This window comes from Paenibacillus thiaminolyticus, assembly GCF_007066085.1.
In the GTDB taxonomy this organism is placed as follows: Bacteria; Bacillota; Bacilli; order Paenibacillales; family Paenibacillaceae; genus Paenibacillus_B; species Paenibacillus_B thiaminolyticus.
The window spans coordinates 5,994,865-6,009,316 of the sequence record NZ_CP041405.1; the positions used below are offsets into that span (position 1 = coordinate 5,994,865).

Annotated in this window: 11 protein-coding genes and 1 pseudogene; 8 read left to right on the forward strand and 4 right to left on the reverse strand. The window is 53.5% G+C overall.

What is annotated here, in order from left to right; genetic code table 11:
- Positions 1 to 77 precede the first annotated feature (77 nt).
- Positions 78 to 1,802: an acetate--CoA ligase gene (gene acsA, locus FLT43_RS26470; RefSeq protein ID WP_087443029.1), complete on the forward strand. Its 1,725-nt coding sequence runs from the start codon at positions 78 to 80 to the stop codon at positions 1,800 to 1,802.
- A 127-nt stretch (positions 1,803 to 1,929) separates the two neighbouring features.
- Here acsA and FLT43_RS26475 read toward each other — a convergent pair whose 3' ends face one another.
- Positions 1,930 to 5,079: a penicillin-binding protein 1A gene (locus tag FLT43_RS26475; RefSeq protein ID WP_087442893.1), complete on the reverse strand. Its 3,150-nt coding sequence runs from the start codon at positions 5,077 to 5,079 to the stop codon at positions 1,930 to 1,932.
- Between the two features lie 218 nt (positions 5,080 to 5,297).
- Here FLT43_RS26475 and FLT43_RS26480 point away from each other — a divergent pair, with 218 nt between their 5' ends.
- Complete coding sequence (locus tag FLT43_RS26480) at positions 5,298 to 5,453, forward strand: hypothetical protein (protein ID WP_174818194.1); 156 nt, start codon at positions 5,298 to 5,300, stop codon at positions 5,451 to 5,453.
- Positions 5,454 to 5,878: 425 nt separating this feature from the next.
- Here the strand turns inward: FLT43_RS26480 and rpsD are convergent, their stop codons facing one another.
- On the reverse strand, positions 5,879 to 6,481 hold the full coding sequence (gene rpsD / locus FLT43_RS26485; RefSeq protein ID WP_087442894.1) for a 30S ribosomal protein S4: 603 nt from the start codon (positions 6,479 to 6,481) through the stop codon (positions 5,879 to 5,881).
- A 415-nt stretch (positions 6,482 to 6,896) separates the two neighbouring features.
- Between rpsD and FLT43_RS26490 the strand changes: the two genes are divergently transcribed.
- The 5 genes from FLT43_RS26490 (at position 6,897) to FLT43_RS26510 (ending at position 11,881) form a co-directional block, all read left to right on the forward strand.
- Complete coding sequence (locus FLT43_RS26490) at positions 6,897 to 8,855, forward strand: sensor domain-containing diguanylate cyclase (protein WP_087442895.1); 1,959 nt, start codon at positions 6,897 to 6,899, stop codon at positions 8,853 to 8,855.
- A gap of 155 nt (positions 8,856 to 9,010) precedes the next feature.
- Positions 9,011 to 9,808 carry a hypothetical protein gene (locus FLT43_RS26495; protein WP_087442896.1) on the forward strand — a complete coding sequence of 266 codons (798 nt, stop codon included), beginning with the start codon at positions 9,011 to 9,013 and terminating at the stop codon, positions 9,806 to 9,808.
- 127 nt (positions 9,809 to 9,935) lie between these two features.
- Positions 9,936 to 11,051 (forward strand): aminopeptidase, encoded by a 1,116-nt coding sequence (locus FLT43_RS26500; RefSeq protein WP_087442897.1) that lies wholly within the window; start codon positions 9,936 to 9,938, stop codon positions 11,049 to 11,051.
- 120 nt (positions 11,052 to 11,171) lie between these two features.
- Complete coding sequence (locus FLT43_RS26505) at positions 11,172 to 11,414, forward strand: HPr family phosphocarrier protein (RefSeq protein WP_087442898.1); 243 nt, start codon at positions 11,172 to 11,174, stop codon at positions 11,412 to 11,414.
- A gap of 176 nt (positions 11,415 to 11,590) precedes the next feature.
- The gene (locus tag FLT43_RS26510; RefSeq protein ID WP_087442899.1) at positions 11,591 to 11,881 is read left to right on the forward strand and encodes an Fpa/YlaN family protein; all 291 of its coding nucleotides are present in this window, start codon (positions 11,591 to 11,593) and stop codon (positions 11,879 to 11,881) included.
- 158 nt (positions 11,882 to 12,039) lie between these two features.
- Here FLT43_RS26510 and FLT43_RS26515 read toward each other — a convergent pair.
- Positions 12,040 to 12,602: pseudogene (locus tag FLT43_RS26515) on the reverse strand (hypothetical protein).
- A 167-nt stretch (positions 12,603 to 12,769) separates the two neighbouring features.
- Here FLT43_RS26515 and FLT43_RS26520 point away from each other — a divergent pair.
- Positions 12,770 to 13,156, forward strand: coding sequence for an Asp23/Gls24 family envelope stress response protein (locus tag FLT43_RS26520; RefSeq protein WP_087442900.1), 387 nt, complete (start codon positions 12,770 to 12,772; stop codon positions 13,154 to 13,156).
- A gap of 43 nt (positions 13,157 to 13,199) precedes the next feature.
- On the opposite strand, the gene ftsW is transcribed toward FLT43_RS26520, so the two are convergent.
- Positions 13,200 to 14,450, reverse strand: a complete 1,251-nt coding sequence (gene ftsW / locus FLT43_RS26525) for a putative lipid II flippase FtsW (protein ID WP_087442901.1) — start codon at positions 14,448 to 14,450, stop codon at positions 13,200 to 13,202.
- Positions 14,451 to 14,452 lie beyond the last annotated feature (2 nt).

Genomic DNA, 14,452 nt, shown 5'->3' on the forward strand with positions numbered 1-14,452 from the left:
ATGAGGCAAATGCTGGCATGACCAAGCAACTAATCATGAACAGTCATGAAGTGAGGAAACAGGAGGATGAAGCGACAATGAGTAACGTGCAAGGAGAAATCATTACACCATCAGCAACAAACCCGAACTTGAAAAATTACGAAGAGGCGGTTGCCGATTTCAGCTGGGAGAGCGTGGAGCAGAATTTCTCCTGGGCGGAGACGGGCCGGGTCAATATGGCCTACGAGGCGATTGACCGCCATGTCGATCAGGGCCGCGGGGATAAGGTGGCTCTGCTCTATAGCGATGCGCAGCGTGACGAATCCTATACGTTCGCGGACCTGAAGCGCAAGTCCAACCAATTCGCCAATGTGCTTCGCTCGCTCGGTATTCAGAAGGGTGAGCGGGTCTTTATTTTTATGCCGCGCACGCCGGAGCTCTATGTCAGCGTGTTCGGCATTTTGAAGGCGGGAGCGGTCGTGGGCCCGCTGTTCGAAGCGTTCATGGAGACGGCGGTCAAGGATCGCTTGCAGGATAGCGCGGCTGTGGCGATCGTGACGACGCCGGCGCTGGCCCACCGGGTTCCGCGCGAGGAGCTTCCAACGCTGAAGCATGTGATTCTCGTCGGCGAAGACGTGAATACGGCGGATGGCTATATCGATTTCTTCGCTGAGATGGCGCAAGCGTCCGAGGAAGCGGAGATGGAGTGGCTGGGCCGTGAAGACGGCCTCATTATGCATTATACATCCGGCTCGACCGGGAAGCCAAAGGGCGTCTATCATGTTCAAAATGCAATGATGCAGCATTATCATACAGGCAATGTCGTGCTAGATTTGAAGGAAGATGACGTATATTGGTGCACGGCTGATCCCGGCTGGGTTACCGGTACATCGTACGGCATATTTGCACCGTGGCTGCATGGCGTAACGAATGTGGTCCGCGGCGGACGGTTCAGCCCGCAGGATTGGTACAGCACGATTCAGAAATATAATGTGACGGTATGGTATAGTGCGCCGACCGCGTTCCGCATGCTGATGAGCGCAGGGAACGATGTTATCAACCAATACGACCTGTCCAGCCTCCGGCATGTCATGTCCGTCGGCGAGCCGCTCAATCCGGAAGTCGTTCGCTGGGGCATGAAAGTATACGGTCAGCGCATTCATGATACGTGGTGGATGACGGAGACGGGCGGACAACTGATTTGCAATTATCCGGCGATGCCGCTGAAGCCCGGTTCGATGGGGCGTCCGGTGCCGGGCGTAGAAGCTTCGATTATCGATGATCAGGGGAACGAGCTGCCGCCATACCGGATGGGGAATCTGGCCATTCGTACGCCATGGCCTTCGATGATGCGCCAAGTATGGAACAATCCGGCCAAGTTCGAAGAGTATTTCCGCGTTGACGGATGGTATATTTCAGGCGACTCGGCTTATCGCGACGAGGAAGGTTATTTCTGGTTCCAGGGACGAATCGACGACGTGATCAATACATCAGGCGAGCGGGTCGGGCCGTTCGAGGTTGAGAGCAAGCTGGTGGAGCATCCGGCTGTTGCGGAAGCCGGGGTCATTGGCAAGCCGGATCCGGTCCGCGGCGAGATTATTAAGGCATTCATCTCTCTGCGCGAAGGCTACAGCCCCTCGGATGAGCTGAAGGCCGATATTTCCAGATACGTGAAGGAGAACTTATCCGCGCATGCCGCGCCGCGTGAGATTGAATTCAAGGATAAGCTGCCGAAGACGCGTTCAGGGAAAATTATGCGCCGTGTCTTGAAGGCATGGGAGCTGAATCTGCCGACAGGCGACTTATCGACAATCGAAGACTGATTCCGTATGGCGAAGAGGAGGCCTTTAGGGCCTCCTCTTCTGCTGTCGGCCCCAATAAAACAACAGCGATGGCTCAGGATGCCATCGCTGTTGTTCGTTCGCGGGACGCGAGGGTTCGCGCGTTTCGTTATTGATTTTTGACTTGAACTGCCGAAGTCGGGCTCGATTCCCCGGCGCTGTTCACGGCCGTGACCCGGTACCAGCCTGCCGGCGAGATCGTGATTAGCTCGAACTGTGCCGTCGGCGTAGTGCCGATGCGTTCATATGATCCACCGTCGGAGCTGTAGTAGATCACATACTCGCTCGGATTGTTGGCCGAGGCGCTCCAGGTCAGCTTCAAGCCCATATCCGTCAAGGAAGCTTGCGGATTGCCCGGCGTGCCCGGCGGGCTCGGCGGGTTGTCTGTCTCGTCCGGAGTCTCGGTCTCCGTTCCTTGGTCCTGCCCGTCCTCACCCGCGCTGCCGTCTTCAGATGAGCCGGGGTTTTGCGTATCTGTGCTGCCATTGCCGGAACCATCCGGGTCAGGCTCCACGTTAGCGCCTCCCAGCGTCACGGTCTGAGATGGGGCGGATTCATTACCGGCCACATCGACAGCCGTCACATAGTAAGCGTACTGATGCGAATTGGAGAAATACGTCTTGAATTGAAGCTCCTCTCCCGTCAGCACCGTTCCTTCTTCACGCTTGAACGGACCGCCGTCCAAGGAGCGGTACAGACGATAGCCGACGACATCCGCTTCACTGTTCCGCGAGAACGAGATGCGCAGCGCCGTATCGCCCAATTCCTCCAGACTTACACCGGCCGGCGGTGCCGGCGGCTTGCCGTCATCCTGGCGCGGATCGACCTTGGCAGGCGCATCGGTATTGGCGTCCTCCGGTAAATAGGAGGACAGCGAGCGCCGCTGGCTGCTGGAAGACAGATGGTTCAGCGCTTGCTTCAGCTCTTCTATCAGCTCTTGAATCGGCTTCTCGCGCTTGATGACCACTTTTTCGCGGGTCATATCGTCAGGCGTCGTATCCTGCGGGATATAGTTGACGCCGTCATATGTGATGTACTTCATCTTCTGCAGGGCATCTTCGGTCTCTGTCGGCACGAATTTGCTATTGAACAGATCCGTGACGTAACGGCCGGCCTGCTTCGTCAGTTCGTTCGGAAGCTTCCCGCTTAATCCGGAGACGGTCATCCGCACGATGCCGTCAGGCTGGCTGAACTTCTTCGTTTCGAACAATTCCGGCTTCAGCTTGTTCACTTCGTTCATGACTTTGGACCAGATCTCCGTGGAACGGGAATAAGCATCGCGATTCAATACGTGAATCTGTTGATCATAGCCGACCCATACGCCCATCGTCACATCTGGTGTGTAGCCGATGAACCAGGTGTCAGCGTAGTTCTGGGTCGAACCGGTCTTGGCGGCCACTTCCACTTGGCCGAACAGATCGAACTCCCACTGCACCCGGCGTCCAGTACCGCGCGAATCGGTAATGACGGTCTTCAGCATATCCGTCATCAAATACGCGCTCTGCTTGGACACGACCTGCTTCGGATCGACTTTGTGCTGATAAATGATTTTGCCGTTCGAATCGACGATCTTGGATATCATGTGCGGATCGTTATATTGACCATCATTGGCGATAACGCCGAAGGCGTTGGTGATCTCTTCCACGGTAACGCCATATCGCAGGCCGCCGATTACCCCGGTCTGGGCGTAATAATCTTCCGGCTGAATCGTCGTAATTCCAAGCTTCTGGACAAAGTCTAGCGCTTGCTTGACACCCAGCTTCTCTATGTAGATCTTGAGCGCCGGCAAGTTAAGCGATTCATTGAGTGCCTTTCTTGCGGTAACGAGCCCCTGGTATCTCATATTCGCGTTGCCGGGAATATGGTACCCCTTGGAACCGTCCTTCAACACCATCGGCGCGTCGTCGACTATCGAGGCCGGTTGAATCAAGCCTTGATCCAGAGCTGGCAAATAGGCGGCCAACGGCTTCATCGTCGAACCTGGCTGGCGCAACATCTGCGTGGCGAAGTTCATCTGCTCCTCATAGAAATCCCGGCCTTCGATCATGCCGAGGATCGCCCCGGTACGATGATCGATCATCATCGCGGCGACTTGCTCCAAGCCCTTCGTCTCGCTGTACGGAGAGAAGTTGTTCTCATTGTTAGCCACGTTCTTCATGGCCTTGTAAATCTTCTTGTCGATCGTGGTGTAGACCTTATACCCGCCGTGGAGCAGCTGCTCCCGGGCGTTCTGCAGCAATTCCGCATTCTCGCGCTTGCGCAGATCGGCCCTTGTGAATTCCGGGTACTTCTGCAGGACAAGCACTTCAGCGGCAGCCCGCTCGGCTTCCAGCATCAGGTATGGGTAAATCGCATATGCCTTCGCATTTGGCTTGGCGATGGAGCCCCGGATGTCAAATGCCAATGCTTCGTCATATTGCTGCTGCGTAATTTTATGCTCTTCGAGCATGCGTTTCAGTACTAGCTTCTGGCGCTTGATGGCTCTTTCGATGCCTTCCTCATTGACTTCTCCCTTGCCCGTGAACGCGGAATAGGCAGAAGGGAGCTGGGGAAGACCGGCCAAATACGCCGATTGGGCTATATTCAGCTTATCAAGCTTGTCGATATTGAAGATTCCTTTGGCCGCTGCCTTGATGCCGTACAGATTGTACCCGCTCGAGCCGTTCCCGAACGAGACCTTGTTCAAGTAAGCGGTCAATATCTCTTCCTTCGACAGCATGCGCTCGATGCGCAGGGAGAGAAAGATCTCTTTGGCTTTCCGGCTGTCGGTCCGATCCAAGGTCAAAAACACTTGTCTCGCCAACTGCTGGGTCAAGGTGCTCCCGCCCGTCTGCACCGGCTTGTTCAGCACTTTTTGCATAACAGCCCGGGACAGTCCCCGGATATCAATGCCCATATGCTCGAAAAAACGGTTGTCTTCCGTTGCGATAAGCGCGTCGATAACGGTCTGCGGAATCTCTTCCATCGTTACCGGCCGTCTGTCTTCATCGGTGCGAAGCTGGCCGATAGGAGAGCCGTCATTAAAATATACAAAACCTGTGAATGCATTTTCTTGAATCTTCTGCTCGATGTATTCCCGGGAACGAATCGGTTCATCCTTCACGAGGGAAGTGACGTAGCCGATGCCAGCACCGCCTACGAATAAGCAACATAGAATACCGAGCAGCATGAGCCACTTCGTGACGGTCCAGATTCGACGTCCAACCGACCTTTTTGGCTTCGGTTTATCGTCCTTTTCCGTCAGTTTCTCATCTACCATGCATTTTTTCCTCCTTATATTGCAGCGCTTTCCATTATACCACAAAAGTTGATTTGGTAGATGTTACTTTCTTTAGCTGCTTACAAAAGGAATGTAAGTGACAAGAGGAAGGCGAAGCAAACGATTTGATGAACGTGATGGCCGTGTGTTATACATTAATTTATCTTGAAAAGACACGAATATGATAAATCGATGACAGAAGCAGCTGATGTCCGGCATTGTACAGGCCAGAGAGGCGGACGCGCAGCAGCCAGCGGGGCGGCGCCCGGATTAATGAAGTCAAGATCGATGATACGAATGCCGAGCTTCTGCATGGCGATGGAGATATCGTGCAAGCAGGCAAGCGCAAATTCGCCAAAGTGAAGCTTGTGTAACATAGGTAAGCAATTGCATTTGCAGAAGAAGCCTTGGCCCCAGGAAGAGAGTGGGGGCGAGGCTTCATGCTTAAGCTAAGGGATGCGAACGCCTTTCTCAATGCGGATAGGCAAAATCCTGCGTTTATACAGTAATTCCCGCCTTTTGGAATCACATTCGATGAAATTCCTGCAAATCAGCATCCTTTTTGTCTGTTTCCTCTTAAATTTAAATGATATAGTTGAAAATGCTGCATTTGCGCAGGAACTTCATTACGGCGAAGAAGCGCTTACGAAAATGCTGTTGTTTTGCAGGATTTTTGAAAAAAACTTCTAAACGAATACCGTTCTCGGTACGCAGTGTCAAAAGAAGGACGCAAAAATAGACGCAAAAAATCGCCGTCCATACGGAACGGCGATTCGCTCGCTGCCTCAAGATAAGAATCTTAACGGCTGTAGAACTCGACGATTTGCTTCTCGTCGATCTCTTGGGACAATTCTCCGCGCTCTGGCAGGCGGATGTACTTGCCTTCAAGAGCAGCTTCGTTGAATTCCAAGTAGTTCGGAAGGTGATGACGGCCTTCCATCGCTTCTTTGATTACTTTCAGGCTGCGGCTTCTCTCGCGAAGACCGATAACGTCGCCTGGAGTAACAATGTAGGATGGGATATCGACTTTCTTGCCATTCACCGTAACGTGTCCATGAGCAACCAATTGGCGCGCGCCTGCGCGGGAATTCGAGAACCCGAGGCGGTAAACAAGGTTGTCCAGACGGCTTTCCAGCAGGAACATGAAGTTCTCACCGGCGATGCCTTGCATTTTCGCTGCACGGTCGAACAAGGTGCGGAATTGCTTCTCGCCCAAGCCGTACATATGGCGAAGCTTTTGCTTCTCTTGCAATTGAATAGCGTAGCCGCTCAATTTTTTGCGCATTCCCGGACCATGTTGTCCTGGAGGATAAGCGCGGTTTTTCAATTCTTTGCCTGTGCCGCTCAGAGAAATGCCAAGACGGCGGCTCAATTTGAACTTAGGACCTGTGTAACGTGCCATATGAAAGTTGACTCCTTCTCAAACGAAATGTTAGATAATGGGTCGCTTTGCGCCGATTCCCATCCTTATGCCGATAGCGATCAGCTCCGGTACGGGGTTTCAGCCGCTGCCCGTCCGGCGATGGAAATACGTGAGGGTGACACAACAGTTCTCCCCTTATACATCTAATAATTCTATAAGATCATCGGGCCGAATGTCAAGACGTTCTGCTGCAAATCTCGTGCTTTTCAAAGTTTCTCGCTAATCATAGAAAAGCGGCAACCATTCGACAAGATGCGGCTTACAAAACCGTAGATCTTTCGACATAGTTCTTATGACCTAAAAAACTTTTAAAGCTTGTGTGGAAGTAGTACATTTTAGTAGAAATATATTGTATGATAGTAGGAGACCACCCTTTATATAGAAGGAGAAGAGCATGACGGAACGTCTAGTCCATCACCAGCCAATCGAATCGGACAAGAAGGTTGCAGGGACGAACGGTCCAGTTCCGAACGGAACCTGGGATCCGCCGCCTCGACCACGGGACAGCTGGGTGCTGCAGCGGGATGTGAACGTTCACGACTTCCCTTATGTGCAGCCGCTGCTGCAATCCGCCTACAAGGAATGGGCGAAGGAACTGCCTGCCCGCGCCTGTGTCCTGCGAGGCCGCATGGCGTTATTCGACTATGCAGGCAAGTGGATGGCGGGCGACTCCGAATTAACCGGCGAAGCCACAGCCGAACGCGCAGCCGCTGCCGCGCTCCAGGAAGGCACGCTGGCCGTCCGGACGGGATTCGGCTTGTCCTATGCCGCCTGCCCGCTGCTGAACAAGCGGGAAGAGGGCTACGCCGCGGTCGTATGCCGATTGGACGAGGAGCCGGATGAATCGTTCTTCGCAGGCATGGATGCATGGGTTTATGGACTTCGAACGCATTTTTACCGGCAATTCGAGCTGGTCTTTGTGGACGAGCTGGAGCGAACGCTGAGAACGGCCGAACGGGAGCTGAAGCGCCGCGACGTGCTGCATGGCGCTATCCGGCATATGCATGACCGCATCAATGTCGATGCTGTCTTGTCGCAGATAATGTCCAGTGTCGAACAGCTGGTTCCGGAAGCACGGATCGAGGTCTATTTGTCTCAGGATCACATCAGCTCGAATCCGAAGGTGAAGCCTTTGCTGTTCCAGCCGGGAAGCGACGGCGTCGTGCGTCAAGCCTTCATGAAGGGTGAAATATGTTACGAACGTGACGGAGCGGAAAGTGATACGGAAGTAGGGTTTGCGCTGTGCGGCAAGCAGGGAGCCTATGGCGTGATTAAGGTCAGCTTTCCCGGAATGGCGCCGGATCCTTCCGATGTGCAGCTGATTCAGCTTATTGTGGAGACGGCCGGCACGGCCTTCGAGAATGCGCGTCTTCATGAGCAGGCGAATGAAGTCATACAGGAACTGCGGTTCATCAATGACTTGACGAAGCGCATCAATCAGAGCTTGCGGCTGCGGGATGTGTTCCATGACGCGACCCACGAGCTGCTGCGCGTGTTTCGGGCCGACTTTTGCATGCTGCTTCAATTGAACGAGGAACGGCAGTGCTATGAAGTGGTATCCTGCAACATGGATGAATTCGATGATGCGTATCTATCCTTCGATGAAGGATTGTTCGGTCATATGTATTTGGAAAAGGAACCGGTCATCGTATCCGATATTGAGGTGGACGTTCCTGCATCCATGCAATTTTTCGAGAAGCTGAATTATCATTCCGTCATCGCCGCGCCCCTGTTCGGCAGCGGGGAGATGGTAGGCATCGTTATTCTTGCCGATCAGCGCAAGCAATTCTTCACTTACGACAATTTCAAGCTGCTCCAGATGCTGGCGACCCACATCGGATTGGCGATCGCGAATGCGGCGCTTCATAGCAGGGTCAAGCATCTTGCCAACAAAGATCAGCTGACCGGCTTGTATGCCCGCCACTACTTGGACAAGCAGATCCAGCGCCAGCAGAAGAATGACTTCTGCGGCTCGCTTATCGTCGTGGACATCGATTATTTCAAGCAAATCAATGACCGCTATGGCCACCAGGTTGGTGATAAAATATTGAATCAGGTCAGTCAAATTATACGCAGTTCCATTCGTGAATCCGATATCGCAGCCCGTTGGGGCGGTGAGGAGATGGCGATATACCTTCCGCAGCTTAGCATTAGCCAGACAATCCGGGTTGCGGAACGGATTCGGACCCGGGTGGCCAACGAGACGGAACCGCATGTCACCGTCTCCTGCGGCATCGCCGACTGGAGCTGGCAGGACGATATGGTCAGTGTCGAATCGCTGTTCTACCGTGCCGACATGGCGCTGTATGAAGCGAAGGACAGTGGCCGGAATCAGATCCGCATCAGCACCTAGCATCCGATGCTGCCTGATGAATAATCCCAATTCAAGCGTGAGACGATAGTAGAGATGGGCGATCAATGCCCATCTCTTTCTATTTCGGTAAATCGGCCCCTTTTTTTTAGGGGAATTGCAAATTTTCTTGCGACAAGAGAAGGGGAGGTTTCATTATGGGCGGGACGATAAGTCGGCTTCGAAGAAGCGCCCTGTTGTCCGCAATGATCGCCGGATTCGTCATCCTGTTGCACGGGTGCGGAGTAACCGCCAATCCCGAGGACATACTGAACCGGGCCCTGAGCGGAGTCGGGGGTCAGGATCAAGTGCGGTTCGAAGGCTTGGCCGAGATCAGCGTCGGGGAGGACATGCTGCTGACCAAGCAATTCCGGTATGAAGGAGAGGCGAAGCAGTACAAGGGCGTCCATATGAAGATGAGCGGCGATATGGATCAGCGGACGACCGCCAAGCGCTGGAATCCGGTAGCGCAGATGGATCAGTTGCAGCGAATCGCGAATAAGCAGGTCTCCTTCCTGCCTCAGCAAGAGGAGGCACGCGTCGGGGCGAAGGGCGGCGGACAGGAGAACAAGGCGGAGCAAGAAGGGAAAGACCTGGTTCCGCTGCAAGTAACATTGTCCAACGAGGATGCGAAGCGAATCTATATCAACCAGTTGGAGGAGGATTATAAGCGGATCATTATTCCTTCCGAGCCGTATCAGAAAATACGCCGTTCGCTAAGCGATCAGGAACGGAACCAATTGGATGCGGAACTGAAGACGATCGTGGACCGCAGCCGGGCCGACCTGGATCACAAGCTGAAGGATGCCAGCATCGCCGGGCGTTATGTCGTATGGGTAGAACGGCGTCATTCCTTGCCTGTCATCCTGGAAGGGTGGTTCACGGCCGCTTACAATGACAACGGCAAAGAACGCCGGGAGACCGTTCATACGAAGACGCGTTTCTCTTATAAGTGACGCCGGAGTGTTCTGAGGCTTGGACGGGCCGCCGCCAATTGAGAGCGCGGCGCTGACTTCGATAAGCGCTCATGTTACAATAGGTAAGGTTTCATCATTTTATCGGCCGACCGAGGAGGAACATGGCATGAAAGACCCAAGATTGCAAAAGTTGGCACAGAACTTGGTTGGATACTCCATCAATGTGCAGCCAGGTGAAAATGTGCTGATTGAGATGATCGGCTCCGAGCGCGAGCTGGTGACGATGCTGGTAGATGAAGTCGCCGCGCGGGGCGGCCGTCCCTTCGTGCAGTTGACCGACCGGAAGGTGCTGCGCTCGCTGATCAAGAACGCGTCTGAAGAACAGATGAAGACGTGGCGGGAGTATGATTTGCTCCGGATGCAGAACATGCAGGGGTATATCGGGATTCGCGCCGGGGAGAACGCGAACGAAATGTCCGATGTGCCAGAAGACAAAATGAAGCTGTATGACGCCATCTATTCGCATCCGGTACATATGGAAGAGCGCGTCAAGCGCACGAAGTGGGTTGTCCTTCGTTATCCGAACGCTTCGATGGCCCAGTTGGCCAACACGTCGACAGAAGCGTTTGAAGACTTTTACTTCGACGTGTGCAATCTGGATTATTCCAAGATGGACAAAGCGATGGAGTCGCTGAAGGCGCTGATGGATCGTACGGACACGGTCCGCCTGACCGGCCCGGGAACCGACTTGACGTTCTCGATCCGGGGCATCGGGTCTATCAAATGCTCCGGACAGAACAATATTCCGGATGGCGAGGTCTATACCGCGCCGGTCCGCGATTCCGTCAATGGCACCTTGACCTACAACACACCATCGATTTATAACGGCTTCACCTTTGAGAATATTTCGTTCCGGTTCGAGAATGGCAAAATTGTGGAAGCGACGAGCAATGATACGGCCCGGATCAACCATATTCTCAATTCGGACGAGGGAGCCCGCCATATCGGGGAGTTCGCGATTGGCGTTAACCCGTACATCTTGCATCCGATGAAGGATACGCTGTTCGATGAGAAGATTGCGGGCAGCATCCACTTTACGCCGGGTCAAGCCTATGAGACGGCGGACAACGGCAACCGTTCCTCGATCCATTGGGACCTGGTGCTGATCCAGCGTCCGGAGTATGGCGGGGGGGAAATGTATTTCGACGATGTTCTTGTGCGCAAAGACGGTCTTTTTGTCATCCCTGAGCTGGAGTGCTTGAATCCGGAGCATCTGAAATAAGGGAAATCCGTTGATTCGCCGCATGTTTTTGCGGATTTATTATTGCGTCAAGCGTCTCATTCACGGTATGATGGAAACGTAAGAAGACCGACCGAACTAATTGATGACGGAGGGATTTCGATGTCTAATAACACGGCAATTGTGGAAATCTCACAAGCAGCGAACAAATTCAGATCTTCGATAGTCTTGCAAGCTGAGAACAAATACATTGATGTTAAGAGTATTTTGGGTCTGTTCACCACCTTGGTGGGCAACCAGAAGTACGAGCTTCACGTTCATGGGCCGGATGCGGATGAAGCGAAGGCGGCGATGGCGGAAGTATTCAAGAAGCATGGATTGGACGTATCCGTTGTAGCGGAATAACAGCGAGAGCCGGAGCAGAATGTTCCGGCTCTTTCTATATCTTTAGCCATGATAGCGGCTAGCGGAGGTTGCACAGCATGAGAGAAGTTCGTCATGCATCTTGTGTTACCCGTCATGATCGTCTAATATTAGAGTTAGAACAATCGTGACTTCGAGTCATAGGGGGGAAACCAGGCATGTCTTCGTCGAATGTGTTGCAACAGCTAAGTGACAGGGCGCTCACTCTGCTAGAAGCGGATGCGCATCAAATAGAGAAACTCATCCAGGTCCAGATGGAGAACTTGGCGACGCGTTACTGCCCTCTCTATGAGGAAGTATTGGATACGCAAATGTACGGTTTTTCTCGGCAGGTTGACTTCGCCGTTCGAGCCGGACTGGTGGAGGAAAGCGTTGGCAAGCAACTTGTAAGCAAGTTGGAACGCAATCTGGCTACCTTGTATGAGGCGTTGAACAAGGCCACTCAATAATTGCTATCGCGATACGGGGGTATCCGCGAACACAGGAAGGCCCGGGATGTTACATCCCGGGCCTTTTGAGTACAGGCGTTACCCTGCGCGTCCAGCTCTGTTAAGGACCGTCATGCCGCTTGCGGCACTTAATCAGGGCAACGGCGGGGAAGCCCAGCCTATACAAGATAGAAGGAGACCCCCAGAATGATATAGACGGCCAGCAGCAGGAGGCCTTCATACCAGTTCGTCTGTCCATCCTGTGAGATGGACTTGGCGATGAATACCGCTACCCCAATAGCAATCATCTCCAGCGTCGTGAACACGATGTCCATCGTCTGCCCGAACAGCGCACTCACGAATACAAGCACGGGAGCGACAAAGAGGGCGATTTGCAGACTGCTGCCGATCGCAATCTCCACGGCGGCCCCGATCTTGTTCTTCATGGCCATCATGACGGCGGCGCTGTGTTCTGTGGCATTGCCGACAATAGCGATGACGAACGCCCCGACGAATAGCTCCGACAAGCCGTATTGCCGAAGGTCGCATTCAGGAATCCGCCCAGGCGCTGGCCGGCATAATGCGAGACCGCTTCTGTCGACCGGCCGAGGAATCCGGACACCAACACGATTGCCAGGGCGGACAGGGCGAATTGAAGCGTCATGTTCCAGGACTGGTAATGTCCGGCTGCACTTAAGATGAAGGTCAGCCAGAGTATTATGAAGAACAACCGTCTTCCCACAACATCACCTCTAAAAAATTCATAATAACGTAAAATCATCCGATATTTAATATAACCAACCGCATCAAGATCGTACACAAAAGTAACTTGTCGTTACCTGTCACCAGGTGTTTGCTTTCAAGATTCGGGATCGGTACAATAAAGGTAAGAGAGAAAGGAGGATGACGATGGCAGAGGAGCAACTGAATACCCAGGAAGGGAACATTCGCATTTCGGATGATGTCGTCGCCACAATCGCAGGTCTCGCTGCGCTGGAAACTCCAGGTGTTGCCGCCATGTCCGGAGGGATGTCCGAAGGATGGGCCAAGCGCTTGAGCGGCCGCAACGTGCAAAAGGGTGTGTCCGTGGAAGTGGGCCAAGTGGAAGCGGCCATAGATTTGAGAGTGATCATTATGTACGGAATGCCGATACAGGAAGTATGCCGGCAGCTGCAGATGAGTGTGCGGGAAGCGGTCCAGAACATGACCGGATTGAATGTGGTCGAGATCAACGTCAAAGTGGAAGGCGTCGCCTTCAAGGATGAGGAACTGGACGAAATGCCGCGCATCAAATAGTCCTTATGAATGTATGGGCATCAATGCATGGGAACAAAAAAGACTACACGGACCGAAGCGGCCGGTAGTCTTTTTTGTTGGAACGGCGGGGGACCGATTGTCCGGTCTCCTTCTTGTGCTGCACGCGGTTGTATTCCCGCGAGACGCTGAGCAATATTCCGACGCTGACCATCGTAATGAACAGAGAAGATCCTCCGTAACTGATGAACGGCAGGGTAACTCCCGTAATCGGAATCGTACGTGTGACGCCGCCGATATTGATGAAGGCCTGGACGGCGATGATGCCGACGATACCTATGCTTACGAGCGTGCCGTAAATATCCGGGCAGCGCAGCGCAATCAGGATGCCGCGCCAAATGAAGCATATATAGACGAGCAAAAAGATGACGGTTCCGATAAAGCCCAATTCCTCCGCGATGATCGCGAAGATAAAGTCATTGTAAGGATAAGGTAAATACAACAGCTTCTGAATACTCTGCCCGAAGCCGGCTCCCGTCCAGCCGCCATGCGCGATTGCCTTCAAGGAATGAAGCAGATTGTAGCTGGCCGCCTGCGAATCGTGGAACGGATCAAGCCAGGATTGCACCCTGGCCATCTTGTAACCGCCCGATAGCTTGTCCGGCATGAACAGCATGCTTAAGCCAAGCACGACGAGCACGCCGGTGACGCCGACGAGCAGGCAATTCATAATATGCTTCAGGTTCGCGCCGCCCGCGATGACGATAACGCCGGCGCATGCCGCCAGTATCATCGCGCCGCCCATATCGGGCTGCAGCATAATCAGGCCGACGACGAAGCCGACGATGATCATGACCGGGAACAGCCCGGTGCGGAAGTCGCGGAATTTTTCCCCCTTCTTGGCGATCAAGGCCGACAAATACAGCACGACCGCGATCTTCGCCAATTCGGTAGGCTGGATGCCGAGGCCTCCGATGTAGAACCAGCTTCGCGCTCCGTTCACATCCTCCGCCGTGAACGGGACAATGAGAAGCATCAGGACAGTGACTATGAATAATGGAATGAACAGTATTTTGTAGGCCGTATAACGGATGTTCATGGCGAACAGCATAGCCACGAAGCCTAACCCAGCCCACATCAGCTGCCGCTTGGCGAAGTAGAAGGAGTCATAATCATACCTCGAGGATACGGCAGCCAGACTTGAGCTTGAACTGAATACCATCACGACGCCGAACCCGACTAGCAGCAGGGTCAGCACCAACAGAATAAAATCAGGCGATCCCTTGCCCGTGCTTGGCGGGTTCTTCGATTGACTGGGTCTGTGCGGTCTGTTCAAGG